This is a genomic window from Rothia similimucilaginosa, assembly GCF_029850985.2.
Lineage (GTDB): Bacteria > Actinomycetota > Actinomycetes > Actinomycetales > Micrococcaceae > Rothia.
In genome coordinates this window covers 292,355-313,732 of the sequence record NZ_CM138149.1, presented here as the reverse complement: position 1 = coordinate 313,732, position 21,378 = coordinate 292,355, and the positions used below count along the sequence as shown (strand labels likewise).

The window sequence follows — 21,378 nt, the reverse complement described above, 5'->3', positions numbered from 1 at the left end:
CGTTAAATAGTTCAGGCTCCCGTTCCTTACTTTAGGGCGGGAGCCTGAACCTTTATCGCTATCTAGCGGCTGGTTACTTACGGCAGGATCCGGTGGAGACTGCGGCGGTGTTCTCTCCCCCTTCAGCCAGTGCCTGCTTGAGGGTGCTTGCGGTGACGGCGTAGCCGGCCTTACCGGTGGTTGCCTTACCGAAGATCACGCCGACCACGTTGCCGTTATCGTCGAGGACGGGGCCACCGGAGTTGCCGTGCTGCACGTCGGCTGCCAGCTGGTAGACCTGGCGCATGGCGTTGGCGCGGCCGGTGTCGGCGTCGATGGTCTGGGTGTTGCCGATGCCCTGCACGGTAGCGGGTAGTGCTTTGAGCGGGCCGCCCTTGGGGTAGCCCATAAAGGTTACGAGGCTACCTGCGGTGGCGTTGTTGCCGATGCTCAACGGCTCGAGCGGCAGCTTGGGGACGCTGATGAAGGCGATGTCCTGTTTGCTGTCCATGTAGACGACGGTGCCGGGCCAGGTGCGGCCGCGGGAGTCCTGTACTACCGGGGAGGTTACGCCGGCAACCACGTGTGCGTTGGTGACGACCAGGCCGTTATCAGCTACGAAACCGGAGCCGGTGGAGGTGTAGCCGCACTGCTCGGCAGCGCCCAGAATCTCAACCACGGAGGCAGCCGCCCGATTCAGTGCCGCGGATTCTACGGTCTGGGTGGGGGCACTGGTTTCGGGAGCGATGAGCTCGCTGACTTCCGGAATGGTCCCGAAGGCGAGCACATCATTGCGTACCGTATTGATGCGGTCCTTAACAATCTCGGGGGTGGAGGCGACCATCCAGGAGAGGGTCTTGGAGTCGCTGAGCGCAGTGTTAAGCTGCGGGATGGGTACGGTGCGCATGGAGATGGTCAATACGACCATGACCAGGGCGCAGGCGGCGAGGTTCAGCACGCCGCCGAAGAAGCGTTCAATTCCCTTGAGCGGGGTGATGTCGGTGACGCGGCGGATGGTACGTCCGGCAAGGAGACCGAGCCACTGTCCGATGGTCAGGCAGATGATGAGCACACTGACGGCGGTCATGAGGCTCCACTGGGATCCCACGGATGCTACTGCGAGGGGTACGAGCCAGGCTGCGGCGCAGACGCCCAGACCCAGGCCGAGGAAGGTTCCGAGAGTGGTGAAAAATCCGCTGCGGACTCCGGCGAGGAAGTAGAGCAGCAGGATGATGGGGATAGCAATATCAAGCAGGTTGATGCCAGTCGTCATGACTAATTGCCTCCTTGGTGGGTAGAAGTGGTCACGGTGTGCTCATTGTGGTTGGTGTGGGCTGTGCCCGGTGAGTGTGGTGGCGCGTTAACACCCGGTGGTGGGTGCGGCGAGCTGGTATACCCGGGGCGTGGAGACAGTAGCTTCCTTGTCATGAGGGCGTCAGCATGCTTAGTGCCGATAAAAGTACACACCTGAATGCCTGATATTAGGTGGTGAACCTGTGGGGAAGCTTTGAATTTACTCGAAAGAAATAACTTTTGTTGCAAAGCTCGCTGTATCGGAATGCGTGAAGCGCTTTTTTAGGGTACGCTCATATCAGTTGAATATGTCACACCAGCTTGACCCTTCTCACATTTTAGATGTTGAGACGCATGACATCGGTTCGGGCTCACTCACTGAACATTTATGAGTTTCGGCTCATCACCTCATATCTAGGAGAACTTTATGGATCTCGAGATCCTCCGTCGTACCCCTCTCTTTGCTAACCTCGACGACGCAGCTTTCGCTCTGCTGACCGATGATATTCAGGAGATTGACCTCTCCCGCAACGCGGTCCTCTTCTACGAGGGCGACCAGGACGACCAGCTCTTCGCTGTGCTCTCCGGTAAGGTCAAGCTGGGTCGCACCGCCGCTGACGGCCGCGAGAACATGGTCGCAATCATGGGTCCCGGTGACGTCTTCGGCGAGATGGCTCTCTTCGATCCTTCACCCCGTTCGACCAACGCTGTGGCTGTCTCTGAGACTCGCCTGGCTGCCATCAAGCACGAGTCCTTCAAGCGTGCACAGCAGCTCGATCCCACTATCTCCGATCAGGTTATTAAGACTCTGGCTCGCCGCCTGCGCCACGCTAACGAGGCATTGGCTGACCTGGTCTTCTCCGACGTTCCCGGCCGCCTCGCTAAGGCACTACTGGACTTGGCTGATCGCTTCGGCCGCCCCGCGACCGACGGCGTGCTCGTTGCTCACGAGCTGACTCAGGAAGAGCTGGCACAACTGGTTGGCGCATCCCGCGAGACCGTGAATAAGGCTCTTGCCGAGTTCGTTTCCCGCGGCTGGATTCGCCTGGAGGCACGCGCAGTTGTCATTCTCGACCTGCCCCGCCTGCGCCAGCGTTCCCGCTAAAGCCTTTTTGCGTTAGGGCGTTCTAGGGCGCCTTCATTGAAAGACATGCGACTTAAATAGATTAGGAGCCGTTTCCCATGTAGAGGGAAACGGCTCCTGATTTCTTTCACGCTTTATCGTATGGGCGCGCATTGCGGCAGTTCGTTAGAACACACCCATTGCACCGGTGTACACGCTACCGGTGGTTGCCGGAACCACCTCGGTGAAGGAGAGCATGCACGCACCATTGTGGGTCACGAGCACGGGCTTCTTCACCTCAATATTACGGCGCTTGGACAGCCACGCCACGGAAGTCTGTGCCTTCGCCAGCGATTCAAGCATGCACATCACCCCGGGGGTAATAAGCTGGTCGAGGGTACGGCCCACCGTGTTGAACTGTCCGATGCGGTCGCCCAGTTCACTGGTGTCCTTGGCTTCAAGCAGTTCACGCACGTTCAGCCAGTCACCCCACACACCCTTACCGAGCAGTAGCTTCGGGTCCTGGCCCACGGGCAACGCCGTGGTGAAGTAGGCGATATCGTAACGCTTGAGGAAGAAATCCGGGGACTGCCAACGCGCGACCGGGCGTAGCAGATCAGCGCGTACGCTCAAACCGCTGGAGGTCAAGAAGTCAGAGAAGCTCTTGTCCTGCTTGGCAACTGCTTCACGCCACGCCATGAGCTCAGGGGTGCTAGAGCGCTCCACTACGTCCTGTTCGTCCTCGCCGGCAAGCAAAATGCCAGTCTCTTCAAAGCATTCACGCACGGCAGCCATGACGCTGCGGCGTGCCTGCGCAATATCGGAGAAGTGGAATTGGTCCTGCCAGTAGTCGGCGCCGGGACCCACCCAGGAGGCAGACTCATCATCACCGGGAAGAGCCGTACCGCCGGGGAAAGCCACCACCCCCAGCGGAGAGGTGCCGGGGCGGTAGGTCAGAATCGTTTCGAGGCCGTTGTCGCCATCGCGCACAAAAATTACGGAGGCAGCCTGACGCATCGTGCAGCCGACGGTGCATTCGTTGCCGCCTGCACGCCAGCTTTCGGCGGCGGTGCGCATGAACTCAGGAATCGTGTAGAGACGCTGAATGGCTGCGGTGCGCAGACCTGACTGGCGGCCGGTAAACATGCGGGGGCGCTGCACGCCCTCAGCCGGGGTGGGAGTGCCGAAGCGGCGTTCCTGCGCCGGCAGGGGTAGAGTCTTGATGTTTTGGGCGGTACCGTTGTCCTGTGCGGATTCGGTACGTACAGTCTTCTCAGGAGCGTCCTGCGCTGCCCGCTGAGCTTGGGCAGCACGAATAGCAGATAGTGGCAGAGCGCCGGTGTACAGTTTAGACATACTCAACGATAATCTCGACCTCTACGGGCGAGTCCAGGGGAAGAACGGGAACGCCCACGGCGGAGCGGGCATGCTGGCCTGCCTCCCCGAAGATTTCGCCGAGCAGTTCTGAGGCGCCGTTAATGACGGCGGGCTGAGCGGTGAAGTTCACCTCGGATGCTACGAAGCCAACAACCTTCACCACGCGCTGCACGCGGTCCAGGTCGCCAATAACGGACTTGACTGCTGCCAGAGCATTGAGCAGACAGATACCCGCGTACTTCTTAGCGTCCTCGGGGGTCACGAAGCCTTCAGCGCCAGAGTCGGAAACCTTACCGATTTCGGGCAGAGCACCGTCGACGAAGGGCAGCTGACCGGAGGTGTACACGTAGGAGCCGGAAGTAACAGCCGGAACGTAGGCTGCAACGGGGGCGGGTGCTACGGGCAGTTCGTAACCGAGTTCGCGGATACGTGCTTCAATACGGGATTCAGTCATGATTACTCCAGAAGGATGGCGGGTGCTGGCACCCAAACGGTGATGTGGGGAATGCCGTCAATCTAAACGCTACTGATATTCAAACAGCTGTTAAACGGCTAACCGGCGGTCTGCCTCAACTATTCCCATCCTCCCCTATATGTAGAGGAAAAGTGGGGTTGAGGTGACCGCCGGGTACGCTGCTCTTAGTCAGCCTTCTCGCGCTTAAAGTAGGCGATGGGGTTGCCCTGAGTCGGAGCGACCATGTTCGACGCGGGGGTTGCACCAGCAGGTGCAGATGCACCGGGGAGAACAGTTACGAGCTCCCAGCCGTCTTCACCCCAGTTATCGAGGATTGCCTTGGTCGTGTGGATCATCAGCGGTACAGTTGCGTATTCCCATTTCTTCATACCCTCTAGACTATCGCCCGGTATCCAATAAGTAAAAGGGATTCACTATGGTTTTGGTCAATGTCCGGCGCTTTTGGGGGCTTTATTCTCAGGGCTGAGGCATCCGGCTCCCTGTAGGGTGCCGAGACGGGCTTCTTCTCACAGTTTCATGGGATAAACTGAATGAATGGCTTCATCTAAGAAAACCCGTTCGCATCACCGTCCGGGAGATTTTTTGCAGTTCCTCGCGTTCAGCGTGATTGCCGGTTTCCTCGCGGCAATTATTATCGTGCCCCCTGCCGTGAGTTTGGGTATGGTCACGAACGCGTCGATGTCATGGTTCCAGGACCTTCCTGATGACATTGCCGATGGCATCTCTTCCCGTCCTTCTACTATTTACGCTGCTGACGGTAAGACCGAAATCGCGACCTTCTTTGAAGAGAACCGTGAACAGGTCAAGCTGAATCAGATTTCTCAGCAGATGAAGGACGCTATCGTCTCGGTTGAGGACCGTGATTTCTACAATCACGGTGCTGTCTCCGCTATCGGTATCGGTCGTGCGTTCCTGAACAACATCATTAACTCCAACAGCGGCCGCCGTCAGGGTGCATCTACCCTGACTCAACAGTACGTCAACAACCTCATTGTTGACTCCGCTGTGGCTCGTGGTGAGGACGCTACCGCAACCCTGAACGGTAACAAGACTTACGCTGCAAAGATTCGCGAGATGAAGCTTGCGATTTCTATGGAGCAGAACAAGTCCAAGGACGAAATCCTCGAAGGCTACCTGAACATCGTGAACCTTGGTGGTTCGAACTACGGTGTTGAGGCTGCGGCACAGTACTACTGGGGTATTTCCGCTAAGGACCTGAACGTGGCACAGTCCGCGCTTTTGGCTGGTCTGGTGCAGGCACCGAACGTGTACGACCCGACCGTGAACCCCGAACTCGCCCGTGAACGCCGCGACATCGTTCTGGGCACCATGCTCCGCGACGGCAAGATTTCCGACAAGGAATACAGCGACGCCATCGCCAGCGACATTAAGCTCAACGTCCACCCCAAGTCCCAGGGTTGCTCCCTGGCAGGCGACAAGGCGTTCTTCTGCCGCTACGTGGTCAACTACCTGTTGCAGGATGAGTCCCTCGGTGCAACCGCTGAGCTGCGTAACACCGCTATTAAGCGTGGCGGCCTGAAGGTGATCACCACCCTGAACCCCGAGGCTCAGACCGCGGCAAAGCAGGCTGTGGACTCCACCCAGCCGGCTGCAACCAACTGGAACGACGTGAACTCCGCTCTGACCAGTGTTGAGCCCGGCACCGGTCGCGTCATCGCAATGGCACAGAACACCGAGCTCGGTAGCCCCGCAGACGCAAACGACCACTCCAAGACCGAGTACAACTACAACGTTGATGTAGCGTACGGTGGTACCCCTGGCTTCCAGCCCGGTTCGACGTTCAAGCCGATTATTCTGGCACAGTGGCTCATCAGCGGTCGCGGCGCTAACGCTACCGTGAACGGTACCCAGCTGTTCTGGCCCACCAGCTTCGGTTGGAACGCCAAGTGCTACGAGGGCGGTAAGTACTACTACACCGGTCAGCCGAACGGCTGGTCCTACAAGAACGCAGTCAACGGTGGCCTAGGCTACAACACCGCGGCGTACGGTATTCGCCAGTCGTTTAACTCGTACCTGTACGGCATGCTCTCCCAGATTGACCTGTGCGATGTGCACGACCTGTCCATCAAGATGCACGCCCTGGACGGTACCGGCGAACCGCTGCACAGCATCCCCAACCTGGGTACCAACATTGGTGGTACCAAGTATGGTATCTCCCCGCTAACCAGCGCATCCATGTACGCTATCTTCGCTTCCGAGGGTAAGTACTGCACCCCGCGCCCGATTGAGAAGATCACCAAGACCAACGGTGAAACCATGAAGGAATACCAGAACCAGTGTGAGCAGGTTCTGGATCCGGACATCGCGAACGGTGTCAGCTGGGTTCTGAAGGGCGTTATCCAGCCCGGCGGTTCCGCTTCTCAGCGCGGTATTGGTCTGCCGAACGGTTCGGCTGCGAAGACCGGTACGAACGATAACTCCTCCCAGACCTGGCAGGTTGGCTACACTCGTGGCCTGTCCACCGCGTCTTGGGTTGGTTCTAACAACCTCGGCTTCCGTTCCCTGAACGGTTTGGGCATTAACGGTCGTGTTCTGAACTATGTGGATGGTGAGACCTACGCCGGTGCTCAGTGGCAGTCGTTCATGAAGACGATTGCACCGAAGTACAACACGAAGGACTTCACCACCCCCAGCGATAAGATTCTGTCGTACAGCTAGAATCACAGCTCATCAGCTGAAGCCTGAAAGGCGATTGATTATGTGTGAAAACGCAGTCAACGCCCGCGTCCCCGTGGCGGTCCCCGGCGCACGCGGCTCCTCCCCGCTCCTGAAGAAGGTAGCGGGGGCGGTAGCCGCCACTGCAGCCTTGGGGGCCGCCACGGCGGCGTATGGGCACTTTATTGAGCTGAACAATTTTCAGCTCCGCACCGAGTCCCTGCCGGTGTTGCCCGCCGGTAGCCCTGACTTTAGGATTCTGCATATTTCGGATATGCACATGATTCCGGGTCAGCAGAAGAAGATTGACTTCATGCACTCGCTGGCTGCCCTGGAGCCTGATTTGGTGATGAACACGGGCGATAACCTCTCCCACGTGGACGGTATGGGTCCGCTGCTGGAGGCGCTCGACCCGCTCATGGACTTCCCCGGCGTGTTTGTGCCCGGCTCAAATTGCTATTTCGCGCCGGTTTTCAAGAACCCGGCACGTTACCTGTGGCAGCCTCGCACCCCGCAGATGATTGAGGAAGGCTCGCGTGTAGCTCTGCCCATTGAGCGGATGCACGACGCCTTCGAGTCGCGCGGCTGGACGGGCCTGATCAACCGCTACAACACGCTGAACCTCAAGGGTCTGCGCCTGGAGTTCTCCGGTGTGGATGACCCGCACCTGCGTTACGATGAGCACCCCGGATTCGCCCCCGGCGCCTTCGATGAGGGGGACGAGCCGAGCGTTCGTATCGGCGTGGCGCACGCCCCCTATATGCGTACCCTGCACCGCTTCGTGCAGGACGGTGCGCAGGCTATTTTTGCCGGTCATACGCACGGCGGTCAGGTCTGCCTGCCCGGCGGTCATGCCCTGGTCAGCAACTGCGATTTGCCGCCTTCGCGTGCGAAGGGTGTCAGTGAGCAGTCCGGTATTCCGGTTCAGGTTTCTGCCGGCTTGGGCACCTCTCGTTTTGCGCCGGTGCGTCTGTTCTGCCCGCCGGAGGCAATCCTGGTGACCCTCACGGCTCGCGATAAGGGTGAAGCCGACGCTTCGAAAGGTGGCCGCCGCTAATGTCTGAGGCTTCTACAGCAAGCACGACTAAGCGCCGCCGCAACCCCTTCTTGGAGACGGCGAGCGAACCGACCCCCGACCCGATTGACTACGCGCACGGTCAGCGTGCCCCGCGCACCCTCGCCGCGTATGCGCGTCCGATTCGTGTGCGCTGGGGTGTGGGTCTGCTCGTGGCGTTCGGTGCCGGTGCCCTTGAGATTTCCATCCCGCAGGTACTGCAGATTATTGTGGATCATCTCTCGCAGAGCACCACCGAGAGCGCCATCTGGATTGCCGGTGGCCTGGTGCTTCTGCTGGGTATTGCGCACGCCTCCTTCATGTACTGGAGGCGCTGGCTGATTGTGGATCCGACCTCCACGATTGAGCTGTCCATGCGCATGAACTTCTTTGACCGCCTGCTCAGCGCCCCGCTTTCTCTGCTGGATCGTTGGCCCTCTGGTCAGTTGCTGACCCGCTCCATGAGCGATTTGGGCACGATTCGCCGTTGGTTGTCCTTCGGTATTGTGCAGCTACTGACTATTGCGGTGATGTTCCTGGTCGGTGGCTTCTTCATGCTGCGTTCTTCACCGTCGCTGGCGCTGGTGTTCGTGGTGACCGTGCCTATTCTGGTGCTGTCGCTGGTGAACTTCACCCGCAAGTACTACCGCGCCTCGCATGAGATTCAGCAGATGACGGGTGATCTCTCCACCCGTATTGAGGAGTCTGTACGCGGCATCCGCGTGATTAAGGCGCTGGGTCGCTCCCCCGAGCAGATTCAGGAATATGCCAAGTCGGTGGACGCCCTGCAGGCGCGCGAGTACGGCAGGTCGATGCTGGTGGCTCGTGTTGCCCTGTACCAGGGCCTGATTGTGGGTGTCTCCACGGCGGTGGCGCTGGCTGTGGGCGCTTCGCAGGTTGCGGCGGGCACCTTGAGTCTAGGCGCGATGACCGCCTACTTTGCGGTACAGACGACCGTGCTCAGCCACGTGACGCGCTCGACCGCGCTGATGTCTGCCTATTTGAGCTATAAGGTGGCATTGGAACGCCACAACGAGGTCATGGACGAGCCCGGCTTTGAGGCGGTGCCGCTGGTTCGTGGCTCCGCGGCTGTGTCTGTGCCCGAGCATCCGCAGGGTGCTTCTGATTCGTCAACAGTAGCTGGAGTGTCTGCCGAGGGCGGCTCCGGGAAGGAAACTATGCAGTACCCCAGCGGTGGCGCAGTATCTGTCACTTTCGATCACGTTCAGTTCAGCTACGATGCTGCCGAAGCACCTGTTCCTGCAGAGGCTGCCGGTGCAAACTCTGAGGTAAAGGCACCCGAGGTTTCCGTGCTGAAGGACGTAAACTTCAAGGTCTTCCCGGGCGAGATTCTGGCGCTGGTGGGTGCAACCGGTAGCGGCAAGTCGACCGTGCTGTCGCTGGTTCCGCGTTTCTACGAGCCGACCTCCGGCTCCCTGCGTTTTGGCACCCGAGACACCGCCGACATGTCTATTGAGGAGGTGCGCGCCCAGACCGCGTTCGTCTTTGAGGAGGCGGTGCTCTTCTCCGGCACGGTCCGCGAGAACGTGCTGATGGGCGTTGCCGAGCAGTACGAGCACGGCACCGAGGATGAGGATTACCCCGCCGCAGAAGAGCTGGAGACCACCCTCCAGACCGCGTTGCAGCTGGCTGCGTGCGATTTCGTGGCGGAGCTTCCGCAGGGTCTGGATACCGTCATTGGTGAGGAGGGTCTGAGCCTTTCGGGTGGTCAGCGTCAGCGTCTGTCCTTGGCGCGTGCCCTAGCGAAGCGCCCCTCCGTGCTGCTGCTGGATGATCCGTTCTCGGCGCTGGACGTGAACACCGAGGAACGTATTATTACCGGCCTGCGTGAGGGGCTGGAGGGCCTGGGCGGCGCTACTACCCTGCTGACGGCGCACCGCCCCTCCACCGTCGCGTTAGCGGACCGCGTACTACTGATGGTTGACGGCTCCGTGGTCGCTGAGGGTACTCATGCTGAACTGATGGACTCTTCGGAACAGTACCGCCAGCTCATGACGATAGAGGAGGGCTAATGGCCCATTATCGTCCGGTGGAGCCACGAGAGCAGATGAGCCCGCAAGAGCGCGCGGAGACCCGTGAACGCTCGATGGCTCTGCTGCGCCAGATGTTGCGCCCACACCGTGGGGCGTTGGTTCTGTCGATTATTTCGGTACTTTTGGTGTCGGGGTCAGCCGCGGTTGTGCCGATTCTGATTGCCCGCGTTTTAGATAGTTCCATTGAACCGCTCAGACAGGGTGACGCTTCTCCCCTGCTGACTCTGCTGGCTTTTTTTGTGGCGGCTACCGCGGTGACCGCGATCTTTTCGTGGGTCAACGTGGCGTACACGGTACGTGTATCGCTGGGTGTGGTGGTGTACCTGCGTAAGCGGGTGTTCCGTCACGCACAGTCGCTTAGCGTGTCGTTCCATGAGCGGTACACCTCGGGTAAGGTCATTTCGCGTCTGACTAGCGATATCGATACGGTCCGCAGTTTCTTGGATAGCGGCATCAGCCAGTTGGCGATTACGTTGCTGTCCATGGTGATTTCTGCGGTCGCTATTTTCCTTCTGGATTGGCGTATTGGCCTGTTTATGCTGGTCATGGGCGTGCCAATTTACTTCTTGACGCGTTGGTTCCAGAAAACCGCGGTACCGGTTTTCCGCACGATGCGTACCGAGTCTGCGCATTTGACGAGCCGTTTTGTGGAGACGTTTACGGGTATCCACGCGGTGAAGGCCTTTGGGTCGGAGGCACAGAAGCGTTCTGAGTACGCTCAGGCGTCGGAGCGTTACCGTCTTGCGGTGATGGATTCGATTAAGATTTTCGGCATCTACTCGCCCGTGCTGATGCTTTTGGGCAATGTGTTTATTGCCGGCGCGCTGGTGCTGGGTGGTTATGCGGTGCTGGGCGGCACCATGCAGATTGGTACCCTGTTGGCACTGGTGATTTACGCGAACCGCGTGTTTGAGCCGGTCATGCAGCTCTCTGAGTTTTACAACATGTTCCAGTCGGCGATGTCCGCGCTGGAGAAGCTGTCGTCGTTCTTGGCTGAGGAGCCGGAGGTTGCTGAGCCGCAACATCCGCATGAGCGCGCTGTAGAGCCTGCAGCCGAGTCTGTTCCTGGTGTTTCTGGTGGCATGAGCGGCACGGTTCACGGTGCCCTGGTGGAGCTAGATTCAGCTGTCTTTGGGTACACGTCGGATCGTCACGCATTGAAGGAGACCAGCCTGCGCATTGAGCCGGGTACAACCGTGGCGCTGGTGGGTGCTACGGGTGCCGGTAAGTCGACTATCGCTAAGCTAGTAGCTCGTTTCTACGATGTTTCAGCCGGTCAGGTGCGTATTGACGGCGTGGATGTTCGTCAGCTGGCAGATGTGCAGCTACGCCATGAGGTGCTCATGCTGACCCAGGAGGTGTTCCTGTTCTCCGCGTCGATTCTGGAGAATATCCGCATGGGTAACCCGCAGGCCTGCGATGAGCAGGTGAAGGCTGCCGCGAAGGCGGTGGGAGCTGATGCGTTCATTAAGCGTCTGCGTAACGGCTACGAGTCGCAGCTGGGTCGCGGCGGTATTACCCTGTCGGCGGGTCAGCGTCAGCTGGTGTCCTTTGCTCGCGTGTTCTTGGCGAATCCACGGGTGCTGATTCTGGATGAGGCAACGGCTTCGCTGGATATTCCGAGTGAGCGCGCGGTGCAGGCGGCACTGCGAACCGTATTGGCGGGGCGTACGGCGCTGGTGATTGCGCATCGCCTCTCGACGGTTCTGGGCGCTGATCGTGTGTTGGTGATTCATGAAGGCTCCGTGGTGGAGGATGGTTCCCCGCAGCACCTGATTGCCTCCGGTGGTCGTTTTGCGGCGATGCACGCCTCCTGGGATGAGCTGAATCAGGTTCAGGAGACTGAAGCCTAGAAACTTTATCTGCCCCTCTCCAACCGGTGGCGTGCCGTTGTGTTGCGTTCTAATTTTTTTTGGGTTATCCTAGGTGAGTTGCCTACGGTATTTGCTGATAGGTTAACATCGGGATGTGGCGCAGCTTGGTAGCGCGCGTCGTTCGGGACGACGAGGTCGCAGGTTCAAATCCTGTCATCCCGACAACTAGCCCCGGTCCATTGGACCGGGGCTTTGTCGTACCCGCAGTATTTATGCTGCATGTCCCTCAAGCTGATTCTGTTGCAGATGCTGAGTGCATAGAAGCAACCCTCTATCCGCGCAGATACGCAGGCAGAGGGGCCGCTTTCTAGATTGTTGGTTTTCAGCCGCTTAGCCTCGTCCGGAGATGAGGGCGAGTACTGCCTCCAGAGGGCCACGTCCGGCAATGAAGCGCACCATGCGCGACCAGAGGGTGCAGAAGCCCAGGGCGATAACAGCGCCGAGCAGCAGGAAGGCGCTCCAGTACACGGCGGTGCCCCAGCCTCCGGTGGCGACGTAGTGCTCGCCCGCGGTGAGAGCCTTGACGGTGGGGCCTGCGTAAATAATGATTCCGCTCAGCACAATGGAGGCGCTCAGCGACATCTGGCCCAGGCGGGCGATGGGGGTGAGCATTCCGGCCTGCGCGGAGAGCAGGCGCGCGCATTCAGCCCAGAAGTACAGGGTTGCCGCCAGGTTTAGGGTCAGCAGCACCTGCGGGCTGTTGAGGAAGCCGAGCTCGGTGTAGGGGTTGAAGGTGCGGTAGACGGCGAGCGCCAGTACAGCGAGTACTACGGGGATTGCGAGCTTTGCCTGCAGGTTGTCGTAGAGGCGCACGAGCACGATGCCCAGGCACATGACCCAGATGAGTTGCGCGCTCTGCGCGTGGTTGACGCCGTGGTTTGCGAGGAACGGCAGCTGCATGGCGGTCCACTGATCGGCGTGTGCAGCTACGTCCATGAGGAGGGTGTAGGTCCAGGTGATGAAGGGGCTGGTGACCACCGCCAGCACGGCGACCGCCCACAGGGGCAGGTGCACGACGAATAGGGTTAGCAGGGTAAGCAGCGCCAGGTGCACGAGCATGTCGAAGGGCAGAGAGTATGCGAAGCCCTGCGCCGGTACGGTCACGCCGGCTTGCGGCAGGTAGGTAGCACCCTGCATGAGTGCCACACCCAGCAGAAGCAGCGCGAGGAATCGCACGATGGTTCCGGCGAAGAGTTGCGGGAAGTTCGCGGTGCGTGCGTAATGCCAGGCGGCTGCGCCCAGAATTGCGGCGAAGAGCGGCTCTGCCGGTACGAGGGTCTGCGGGATCCAGAACTTCCAGGACACCGGGATCAGTTGCAGCCAGTATCCGAAGGGGATGAGCAGGCTGAGCACGGCGAAGGCGCGGGCGAGGTCGAGCCCGAGGTCACGTCGGGTGCCTCCGAGGGAGGCGGCACGTGCCCCGCTGCTGACGGTGGGGATGGGTTGTGTGCGCCCTGCTGCCATGTCCTCGCTCCTTGTAGTGCCGTGTTTGAGAGTCTGTGCGCCCTGCCGGTGGTGTGTGCCCTGCCAGGGGATGTGCGCTGCCAGGGTATCTGCCGCATCCGGTGGTGTGTGCCGGATGCTCTGGCATAGGTGTTAAGTGTAACGGTGGAAGCTGTGTCTGGTCCGGCGGTGGCGCCGAGGTTTTGCTCTCATGCTGCCTCTCTGTCGGCTGCTGGCTGGAGCTTCTTGCCCTATTGGTGAGTGCTGTTCAAGTGTTATTGCACGAGGTTGGGTGTGTACCATTGGTACGTTCTTAAAGGTGGGGCAATCCCGCGGGAGCATAATTTCGCTCCTTTTACTGTCCCAAACGCGCCCCACCTGCACACACCACGTTGAGGTTTTATGTTTTCGACTTTTTCCCCGCTTTTCTTGACGGATTTGAGGGCGTCTGGTGCTCTTCTTGCTTCGGGTACGACTCTGTCGGAAGGGTCGAGCCACGATAGCGGCCAGTTTGTGTCTATTTTCTGGATTACGTTGGTTGCGTTGCTGTCGCCGATTCTTTCGCGGCTGACGGGTAAGAAGATCCCGGATGTGGTTTTCCTGCTCATTTTTGGTCTGCTGATTGGCCCGAATATGCTCAACCTTGCCAGCAGTGAGGGCGGTATCCCGCTGCTGAAGGAGCTTGGTCTGGGCATGCTCTTTTTGATTGCGGGCTTTGAGATTAACGTGTCCTCGTTGCGTAGCCGTCAGGGCTATAGCGCTATTGCCACCTGGGTGGTGTGCTTTGCCCTGGGTATGGCGGGTGCGGCGGTTATTACGTCGTTCTCGCGCGAGATGAATACGTATATTGCGGTGGGTGTGGCGTTGAGTTCCACGGCGTTGGGTACTCTGCTGCCGATGTTGAAGTCTCACGGTGCTGCCGGTACGCCGGTGGGTAATGCAGTGCTGGTGCACGGTGCTGTGGGTGAGCTTCTGCCGATTTTCGCTATTTCGTTGCTGCTGTCTTCGCGTTCGCCGGGCATGGCATTTGTGGTGTTGCTGGCGTTTATGGTGGTTGCGGTGATTGTGGCGCTGATTCCTCACCGTCTGTTTGCGCATGTGCCGGGTCTGCGTCAGATTATGGCTGCGGAGGCGAATACGACCGGCCAGACCATTTTGCGTCTTGCGATGTTCCTGCTGGCGACCTTGATTATGTGCACCGCCCTTTTTGATTTGGATGCGGTGCTCGGTGCTTTTGCGGCGGGTCTGATTCTGCGTACTCTGACCCCTCCGGCGGCTTTGCACATGATGACTCACCGCCTTGAGGTGGTTGGTTTTACGTTCATGATTCCGCTGTTCTTTGTGGTCAGCGGGATGGGTATTGATGTGTCTGCTGTGGTGGCTAAGCCTTTGGGTCTGTTTGCCGTGGTGGTGGGTATTCTGCTGTGCCGTGGTGTTCCGGTGCTTTTGGCGGAGCATTTCTTCGATACCCGTTCGGGGTTGACCACTCGCGCACAGAAGGCGCAGTTAGCGTTGTATTCGGCTGCGGGTCTGCCGATTATTGTGGCGGTGACGGAGGTTGCGACCAGTTCGGGTCTTCTGGAGGAGTCGACAGCTTCGCTGCTGGTTGCAGGCGGCGCCCTGACGGTGTTGTTGTTCCCGCTGTGGGCGTTGGGCATTCGTCAGGCATTTGGTGATGCAGAGCCGGTTCAGGAGGCCCCTAGCCGTAAGGAGCAGATGAATGCTCTGAAGGCTCAGCGTAATGCGCAGACGAAGCTGACTACGGGTATGATTCCGGTGGTTCGTTTGAAGTCTCAGGCTGATTCTGAATCTGATTCTGCCGAGGTTGAGGTTGCTTCGGCTGATTCCTGTACTGCGTCTCGGGATGCAGCAAAGAAGCACAGGGGCTCTGTAAAGAATACAGATGCTGCGCAGAAGTAGCTGCGGCTATGTGGTGGTTCGGTCTTTCATAGAATGAAATAGTTTGAGCAGGTGCCCCGCATACAGTCACATCGACTTTATGTGGGATTGCCCCGACAAAAACCACATAATAACAGGCAGCTACGCTATTCAATTTCACAAGGCATCCCACAAATAGGCTCAAAACTCGCCATGCCCTCACCGTAGGGTATGGCGAGTTTTTGCCTCTGAATCTCCTTATAAAATAGGGGAGGCACAAAAAATTTCCTTAAATTCGGATTTTTTATGCAAATATTCCAGAAGATGACGTGTCTTAGCTTTCTCGACTGACACTTTGTCCTATAAAATTGAAAGCACACAGGGTATTTCCCTAAAACACACATAAACCAACATACATGCACAGAGCCGCTTCCGCCCCAGCGGGAGCTGGTGCATCTCCCCCTCACACACGGGAGGTGCCCCTTTCGGGAGTATCCGCGACGATACCCCGGCGGCTCCCAACCACGGAGGAGGATCATATGGGTCAGAAAGGTAATTATTTCTAACCTCACATCTTAAGGCCTCGCACTGAATCCTATCGATTGTCTGCACACACAGTCATCTCTGAAGGAAACATCATGCACCAACTACTCCTCACCGCGAGCACTGGTGGCGTAGAGCTGGACTTCCCGTCATGGCTCCGAATTACGCACTTCATCAACTTCATTATGATGGGCTTCCTGATTCGTTCAGGTTGGGAAGTTCTCGCCTCTCACCCCCGTCTGTACTGGAACAACCACTGCACCCCGGGTTCCGAATGGCTCAAGTTCACCAAGGACAAGGTTTCGACTGTCCCCGGTGAGTTCACTGCCCGCGACGACCAGCGTCGACTGTCGCCGCTTATCTCCCTACCTGGTAACGGCCAGATTGGTCTGGGTCGTGCATGGCACGCTCTTGTGACTTTTATCTGGATTGCTAACGGTCTCGTCTACGTCTCCTTGCTGTTCCTGACCGGCCAGTGGCGCCGCATTGTCCCAACCAGCTGGGACATCATCCCACAGGCGTGGGAATCCATCCAGATTTATGCTGGCTTCCAGATTCCCTCCATTGAGCATTTCCAGCCGTACGATGCTCTGCAGCAGATTATGTACTTCACCGTGGTGTTCATTGTGGCACCGCTGATGATTGCAACCGGCCCGATTATGAGCCCGGCATTCTGCGGCCGCTTCCCCGGCTACGTGCGCCTCTTCCGTAACCGCCAGACCGCACGTTCCATCCACTTCCTGGGCATGGCCTTCTACTGCGTATTCACTGTTATTCACGTGGCTCTGGTGTTTGTGGTTCACCCCCAGTACAACATCGCTCACATGATGCTTAACAAGCCCTATAACGAGGTGGATGCAGCACAGTTCGCTCAGGCAGTCACCATGCTCATTGGCGGTATTGTCTTTGCCGTCGCTCTGTGGCTCTTTGCTTCGTACTGGTCCCTGCGCGACCTGCGATTCACCCAGACCTTCATTTGGGGTCTGACCCAGCCGATTCGTAATGTCCTGCTGGATCGTATTTCCTCACGTCAGGTGCAGAAGAAGACCTTCACCGATGCAGATATTTCTCCCTTCCACTGGGTTAACACTCGCCCGCCGACAGAGCGTGAGAGCACCGAGTGGAACCTCCTGAAGGAGCACGAGTTCGTTGACTACCGCCTGGAGCTGGGCGGTCTGGTGAAGGAATCCAAGTCCCTGAGCCTTGACGATCTCAAGCAGTTGGGCAAGGAAGTTAACATCACCATGCACACCTGCATGCAGGGTTGGACCGGTATCGCCAAGTGGGAGGGTGTGCGTCTGCGCGACGTTCTCGCACTGGTTGAGAAGACTGATGACGCTCGTTATGTCATGGTGACTTCCTTCGGCCACGTGGGCCACACCTACGACGGCCGACCGACCGAACCGTACTATGAGTGCCTGGATATCTCCATGGCTATGGAGGATGAGACCATCCTGGCTTGGGGCATGAATGATAAGCCTCTGCCGGATGTGTACGGTGGCCCGCTCCGTCTGCGTGCGGACTCTATGCACGGCTACAAGATGGTTAAGTGGGTTCAGAAGATTGAGTGGATTAAGGATTACCGCGATGTTGGCGATGGCCAGGGCGGTAGCCGCGAGGACTCCGGTCTGCAGCACTTCGACGCACGAGCCTAAGCACCCACGCGGAGGCATCGCTACAGTAGAGCCTTCAGCACTCCGCTAGGTAACGCATCGATAAGCAACCATATAAAGCACCGAACGGTGGCGGGAACATGGGCCCGCCACCGTTTTTGTACCCTCATGACTTATGCATATGCTTCAGAAGACTAGAGCCGCGAGGGCATAAAGAAACCGCCCGGGAGCTTTAGCTCTCGGGCGGTTTCTTTAGAGATTTGCCTTCTGGCGCTGCACCTTAGGCGTCGTAGATGATGACGTCCAGGGTACGGGGGCCGTGCACGCCCTCCACACGAATCAGCTCAATATCACTGGTTGCCGACGGACCGGAAATCATGGTCACGGGACGGATGTAGGTGATACGCTCAATCGACTCGGGAACCAGCTCCACCACGGTGGAACGGGGCACCACGCAGATGTGGTGGTCGGGCACCAGGGTAATGGCTCGGCGACCCTCGTCAGGGTTGGTGTTCAAGAAGATCGTGCCGGTCTCTGCGCAGGAGACGGTCGAACCGGTGACCACAGCGTCGACTGCATCCAGTTCCTTCAGACTCAGGCAGCCGGGCTTGAGGGTGCTACCGGAGTCGGTGACACGCTTGCGGTCAGCGGTGTCAGCCGGCAGCCACTCCATGTTCAGGCCCTCTGGAACCACGTAGGTGGACTTTTCACCCAGGCGCTCTGCGATGACCTCGGAGATGTTCTCCTTGTTCGCGTGGAACACGTTTGCCTTGTAGTCAATGAGGCGGTCGACGAGCATCTCAATGGTCTGTTCTTCGTTCAGCTCACTGACGCGGCGGTAGTTACGTACGGGCTCGGGTGCGACGGGTGCGTCAGCCAGAGACGAGCGGATACGTGCGAGGATATCTTCCTTAGCAGAGGACATTAGTTGTTCTCCTTAGCTTCACGGGCTGCCTGGGCGTCCATAGCTGCCTTGGCGTTTGCTGCCGCCTCAGCGACCTTACCCTTGTTTGCCTCGATGAGGGCCTGAATGTCAACGCGCTCAGCGTTATCGCGTGCCGGAACCTGACCCTTTTCCTTCTTCCACCAGTTGCGGAAGGATTCCTTGGGGGGCTCAGGGATGTCGCGGTAAGCGGTCCAGCCGCCGACGATACCGGGAACAGCGGTGATCTTGTGCTTGCGGCCGCTGATAAGGCGGGACATGGGCAAACCACGCTCTGCAATCGACATCATCTTACCGGAGGTGAAGAGCTTCTTCGCGCCGAGCATCATGCCGTCCATCTGCGAGAAGGGAGCCTTCTTGTTGCCCTCGAACTCGCGGACAGCGTGCTTGGACTCAACATCCTTAGCGCGCAGGTGCACGAGGACCTCGGGGAAGTTGATCTTCACGGGGCAGACCTCGTAGCAAGCGCCGCAGAGGGAGGATGCGTACGGTAGGGAGTTGTTCTCTGCTGCCTCAATACCGGAGAGCTGCGGAGACAGGATTGCACCGATGGGGCCCGGGTAGGTGGAGCCGTAGGCGTGACCACCTGCGCGCTCGTACACGGGGCACACGTTCATGCATGCGGAGCAACGGATGCAACGCAGTGCCTGGCGACCGAGCTCGTCGGACAGAACGGCGGTACGGCCGTTGTCGATGAGGATGACGTGCAAGTTCTGCGGGCCGTCACCGGGGGTCACACCGGTCCACATGGAGGTATAGGGGTTCATGCGCTCACCGGTGGAGGAACGGGGCAGCAGCTGGAGGAATGCCTCGTAGTCCTGGAAGGTGGGCAGAATCTTCTCAATACCCATGAAGGTAATGAGGGTGTCGGGCAGGGTCAGGCACATACGGCCGTTACCCTCAGACTCCACGATGGTCAGGGTACCGGTCTCGGCAATACCAAAGTTGGTGCCGGAGACTGCCACGGTGGTGTTCAGGAACTTATTGCGCAGACGGTAACGCGATGCCTCTGCCAGTTCTGCCGGCTCATCGGTGATGTCCGGGTTGATACCCTCAATTTCGCGCAGGAAGATGTCACGGATTTCGCGACGATTGCGGTGAATTGCGGGCACCAGAATGTGCGAGGGACGGTCGTGGCCGAGCTGGACGATTTCTTCCGCGAGGTCGGTCTCGATAGCGTTGATACCGTTTTCTTCGAGGAATTCGTTCAGGCCGGTCTCTGCGGTTGCCATGGACTTAATCTTGATGATTTCGTCCACGCCCTGCTCGCGGATCAGGTCCAGAGCAATCTGGTTTGCCTCGGTGGCGTTACGTGCCCAGTGCACGTGACCGCCTGCGGCGGTGAAGTTACGCTCAAACTGTTCGAGCAGCTCGGGCAGGTTCGCCAGAACGTAGTTCTTGACGGACTCACCGGTGTTGCGCAGTTCCTGCCAGTCGGGCAGTTCGCTGGTGACGTTGGCACGCTTGTTACGGATCGCGTGGGTCACGAAGCGCAGGTTGGCGCGCAGCTGCTCGTTCTTGAGCTCTTCCTTCGCGTACTTGGGGAAGGGGGTTTCTTCGAAAATGTTGCCCTCGCCGTAGTGAACGACCTTGGGCATACCAAGCTGAATAGCAGTCATGAGGTCTTATCTTTCCTTAGGCGATCGAGAGCTCGACGCGCTCAGAGCTAATCTTGAGCGGGTTTTCCTTGGTGGATGCGAGAATCTCTGCGAAGTGGATGGTCTGCACGTTCGAGTCGCGACGCATTAGCGCACCGCCGATGTTCATCAAGCAGGAGCAGTCGCCGCCGGTGCAGACGGATGCACCGGTTGCTTCAACGTTGTTTGCCTTGTCGTTGACCATTGCGCCGGAGACGTCAGCGTTCTTGAAGGAGAAGGTACCGCCGAAACCGCAGCACTGGTCCATGCCCTCAAGTTGGGTGTACTTGATGCCCTCAACGGTGCGGACCAGGTCCTGCTGGCGGGTGCCCAGGCCGAGCATACGCATACCGTGGCAGGAGCTGTGGTAGGTGACGTGCTCGGGGAAGTAGGAGCCGAGCTGCTCAGCGGCATTGGTGATACCGAGGATGTCGATCAGCAGCTGGGAGAGCTCGAAGGTGCGGGAAGCGATCTGCTCTGCTTTCAGAGCCAGTGCTTCGTCGCCGCGGCTACGTGCAACCATTGCCTGCTGGTGACGCAGGGAGCCAACACAGGAGCCGGAAGGTGCAACAGCAACGTCCCAGTCCCAAGAGTCGAAAGCTTCAACGTGGTTCTTGATGACTTCGTAGCCGTCATCGAAGTAGCCGGAGTTGACGTGCATCTGGGAGCAGCAGGTCTGGTTCGGGGGGAAGACAACCTCGTGGCCCAGGCGCTCAAGAATTTCGACGGTGGCGCGTGCTACGCGGGGGTACATGCCGTCAACGATGCACGTGGAGAAGAGTGCAATGCGCATGACTTGTCCGTCCTTTCCTCTGTGTTCAGAGTTTCTCGGTCTCACCGCCTGCGTCTGGGGCAGGCGGGGCACAGTCCGAACACGTTCGGTCTTCCAGAAGAATCGACTCAGATGTTTTGAGTCGGGGAAGCTGGGCCGGTAGGTTCCGGCTGGTGTGCGCGCCCCAAGTGGAGGTGGGATGCGGTGGGATCAGAAACCGTGGTGATGTCTTTTATCTTCCTTGCCATTTAACACCGTTGTGCGGCTTTTCTCTAGTCGAAATAGCGCATACTTTCCTTGTTAAATAATCGGTTAGGTTACCCTGACCTTAAGGTATGCTTTCCCGCCTTTCGATATATATGACCTCATCTACTTTTTACCCCCACCCCTCTTTATCCATTGAACGTTTATCAAACACACACCTTCACTAGACAAACCCGACTAGAAATCCACCTTTCTGAAGAATTTATGATTGTTTTGTGGGACAACTCCTCTTTAATGCAACATTCTTTTCAAGAATGTGCCGACATCTGAAGAATCCCCGCTGGACAAGGTAGCCACTCGTGCACCCAGTTCTTTACGCCTTCAGAAATATCCGAGTTTCAGAAGCTGGAATTAACTATCAGAGTCGCAATATTTCGGTAAATTCACGGGATACAAACCCGCTAAGCATCCCTTTGATACGAAAATGAGTCAGGTCACTT

At 58.4% G+C, this 21,378-nt stretch carries 15 protein-coding genes and 1 tRNA gene; 8 read left to right on the top strand and 8 right to left on the bottom strand.

The window, feature by feature from the left end:
* Window positions 1–73: 73 nt before the first annotated feature.
* Window positions 74–1,252, bottom strand: a complete 1,179-nt coding sequence (locus QFX07_RS01345; protein ID WP_279754783.1) for a MarP family serine protease — start codon at window positions 1,250–1,252, stop codon at window positions 74–76.
* Window positions 1,253–1,699: 447 nt separating this feature from the next.
* On the opposite strand from QFX07_RS01345, the gene QFX07_RS01340 reads away from it, so the two are divergent.
* Window positions 1,700–2,377 (top strand): Crp/Fnr family transcriptional regulator, encoded by a 678-nt coding sequence (locus QFX07_RS01340; protein WP_012902921.1) that lies wholly within the window; start codon window positions 1,700–1,702, stop codon window positions 2,375–2,377.
* 144 nt (window positions 2,378–2,521) lie between these two features.
* Here the strand turns inward: QFX07_RS01340 and QFX07_RS01335 are convergent, their stop codons facing one another.
* The 3 genes from QFX07_RS01335 to QFX07_RS01325 all read right to left on the bottom strand — a co-directional run bounded on the left by QFX07_RS01335 (window position 2,522) and on the right by QFX07_RS01325 (window position 4,555).
* Window positions 2,522–3,691 (bottom strand): NUDIX hydrolase, encoded by a 1,170-nt coding sequence (locus QFX07_RS01335; protein WP_279754782.1) that lies wholly within the window; start codon window positions 3,689–3,691, stop codon window positions 2,522–2,524.
* Window positions 3,684–4,166, bottom strand: a complete 483-nt coding sequence (locus QFX07_RS01330; protein ID WP_279754781.1) for a RidA family protein — start codon at window positions 4,164–4,166, stop codon at window positions 3,684–3,686. Before QFX07_RS01330 ends, QFX07_RS01335 begins: the two co-directional genes overlap by 8 nt.
* Before the next feature lie 185 nt (window positions 4,167–4,351).
* Window positions 4,352–4,555: a DUF4177 domain-containing protein gene (locus QFX07_RS01325; protein ID WP_005504647.1), complete on the bottom strand. Its 204-nt coding sequence runs from the start codon at window positions 4,553–4,555 to the stop codon at window positions 4,352–4,354.
* A gap of 166 nt (window positions 4,556–4,721) precedes the next feature.
* On the opposite strand from QFX07_RS01325, the gene QFX07_RS01320 reads away from it, so the two are divergent.
* The 5 genes from QFX07_RS01320 (at window position 4,722) to QFX07_RS01300 (ending at window position 12,007) form a co-directional block, all read left to right on the top strand.
* The gene (locus QFX07_RS01320; protein ID WP_279754780.1) at window positions 4,722–6,866 is read left to right on the top strand and encodes a transglycosylase domain-containing protein; all 2,145 of its coding nucleotides are present in this window, start codon (window positions 4,722–4,724) and stop codon (window positions 6,864–6,866) included.
* A gap of 40 nt (window positions 6,867–6,906) precedes the next feature.
* On the top strand, window positions 6,907–7,920 hold the full coding sequence (locus QFX07_RS01315) for a metallophosphoesterase (protein ID WP_279754779.1): 1,014 nt from the start codon (window positions 6,907–6,909) through the stop codon (window positions 7,918–7,920).
* Entirely contained in the window at window positions 7,920–9,950 is a 2,031-nt protein-coding gene (locus QFX07_RS01310) for an ABC transporter ATP-binding protein (RefSeq protein WP_279754777.1), read from the top strand. The genes QFX07_RS01315 and QFX07_RS01310 overlap by 1 nt, the downstream gene beginning before the upstream one ends.
* Complete coding sequence (locus tag QFX07_RS01305; protein WP_279754775.1) at window positions 9,950–11,824, top strand: ABC transporter ATP-binding protein; 1,875 nt, start codon at window positions 9,950–9,952, stop codon at window positions 11,822–11,824. The genes QFX07_RS01310 and QFX07_RS01305 overlap by 1 nt, the downstream gene beginning before the upstream one ends.
* 109 nt (window positions 11,825–11,933) lie before the next feature.
* A tRNA-Pro gene (locus QFX07_RS01300) sits at window positions 11,934–12,007 on the top strand.
* 168 nt (window positions 12,008–12,175) lie between these two features.
* Here QFX07_RS01300 and QFX07_RS01295 read toward each other — a convergent pair.
* Window positions 12,176–13,309 (bottom strand): hypothetical protein, encoded by a 1,134-nt coding sequence (locus tag QFX07_RS01295; protein ID WP_279754773.1) that lies wholly within the window; start codon window positions 13,307–13,309, stop codon window positions 12,176–12,178.
* 381 nt (window positions 13,310–13,690) lie between these two features.
* Between QFX07_RS01295 and QFX07_RS01290 the strand changes: the two genes are divergently transcribed.
* Window positions 13,691–15,208 (top strand): cation:proton antiporter, encoded by a 1,518-nt coding sequence (locus tag QFX07_RS01290; protein WP_279754772.1) that lies wholly within the window; start codon window positions 13,691–13,693, stop codon window positions 15,206–15,208.
* Between the two features lie 596 nt (window positions 15,209–15,804).
* Complete coding sequence (locus QFX07_RS01285) at window positions 15,805–17,364, top strand: molybdopterin-dependent oxidoreductase (protein WP_279754771.1); 1,560 nt, start codon at window positions 15,805–15,807, stop codon at window positions 17,362–17,364.
* Between the two features lie 238 nt (window positions 17,365–17,602).
* Here QFX07_RS01285 and QFX07_RS01280 read toward each other — a convergent pair whose 3' ends face one another.
* The 3 genes from QFX07_RS01280 to QFX07_RS01270 are packed head-to-tail and all read right to left on the bottom strand — an operon-like array spanning window position 17,603 to window position 20,695.
* On the bottom strand, window positions 17,603–18,247 hold the full coding sequence (locus QFX07_RS01280; RefSeq protein WP_279754770.1) for a LutC/YkgG family protein: 645 nt from the start codon (window positions 18,245–18,247) through the stop codon (window positions 17,603–17,605).
* Complete coding sequence (locus tag QFX07_RS01275; protein WP_279754769.1) at window positions 18,247–19,884, bottom strand: lactate utilization protein B; 1,638 nt, start codon at window positions 19,882–19,884, stop codon at window positions 18,247–18,249. The genes QFX07_RS01280 and QFX07_RS01275 overlap by 1 nt, the downstream gene beginning before the upstream one ends.
* A gap of 16 nt (window positions 19,885–19,900) precedes the next feature.
* The gene (locus tag QFX07_RS01270; protein ID WP_279754768.1) at window positions 19,901–20,695 is read right to left on the bottom strand and encodes a (Fe-S)-binding protein; all 795 of its coding nucleotides are present in this window, start codon (window positions 20,693–20,695) and stop codon (window positions 19,901–19,903) included.
* Window positions 20,696–21,378: the final 683 nt, after the last annotated feature.

Coding starts and splice junctions, on each gene's coding strand:
- QFX07_RS01345 (WP_279754783.1), bottom strand. CDS start 1,252: ATGACGACTGGCATCAACCTGCTTGATATTGCTATCCCCATCATCCTG.
- QFX07_RS01340 (WP_012902921.1), top strand. CDS start 1,700: ATGGATCTCGAGATCCTCCGTCGTACCCCTCTCTTTGCTAACCTCGAC.
- QFX07_RS01335 (WP_279754782.1), bottom strand. CDS start 3,691: ATGTCTAAACTGTACACCGGCGCTCTGCCACTATCTGCTATTCGTGCT.
- QFX07_RS01330 (WP_279754781.1), bottom strand. CDS start 4,166: ATGACTGAATCCCGTATTGAAGCACGTATCCGCGAACTCGGTTACGAA.
- QFX07_RS01325 (WP_005504647.1), bottom strand. CDS start 4,555: ATGAAGAAATGGGAATACGCAACTGTACCGCTGATGATCCACACGACC.
- QFX07_RS01320 (WP_279754780.1), top strand. CDS start 4,722: ATGGCTTCATCTAAGAAAACCCGTTCGCATCACCGTCCGGGAGATTTT.
- QFX07_RS01315 (WP_279754779.1), top strand. CDS start 6,907: ATGTGTGAAAACGCAGTCAACGCCCGCGTCCCCGTGGCGGTCCCCGGC.
- QFX07_RS01310 (WP_279754777.1), top strand. CDS start 7,920: ATGTCTGAGGCTTCTACAGCAAGCACGACTAAGCGCCGCCGCAACCCC.
- QFX07_RS01305 (WP_279754775.1), top strand. CDS start 9,950: ATGGCCCATTATCGTCCGGTGGAGCCACGAGAGCAGATGAGCCCGCAA.
- QFX07_RS01295 (WP_279754773.1), bottom strand. CDS start 13,309: ATGGCAGCAGGGCGCACACAACCCATCCCCACCGTCAGCAGCGGGGCA.
- QFX07_RS01290 (WP_279754772.1), top strand. CDS start 13,691: ATGTTTTCGACTTTTTCCCCGCTTTTCTTGACGGATTTGAGGGCGTCT.
- QFX07_RS01285 (WP_279754771.1), top strand. CDS start 15,805: ATGCACCAACTACTCCTCACCGCGAGCACTGGTGGCGTAGAGCTGGAC.
- QFX07_RS01280 (WP_279754770.1), bottom strand. CDS start 18,247: ATGTCCTCTGCTAAGGAAGATATCCTCGCACGTATCCGCTCGTCTCTG.
- QFX07_RS01275 (WP_279754769.1), bottom strand. CDS start 19,884: ATGACTGCTATTCAGCTTGGTATGCCCAAGGTCGTTCACTACGGCGAG.
- QFX07_RS01270 (WP_279754768.1), bottom strand. CDS start 20,695: ATGCGCATTGCACTCTTCTCCACGTGCATCGTTGACGGCATGTACCCC.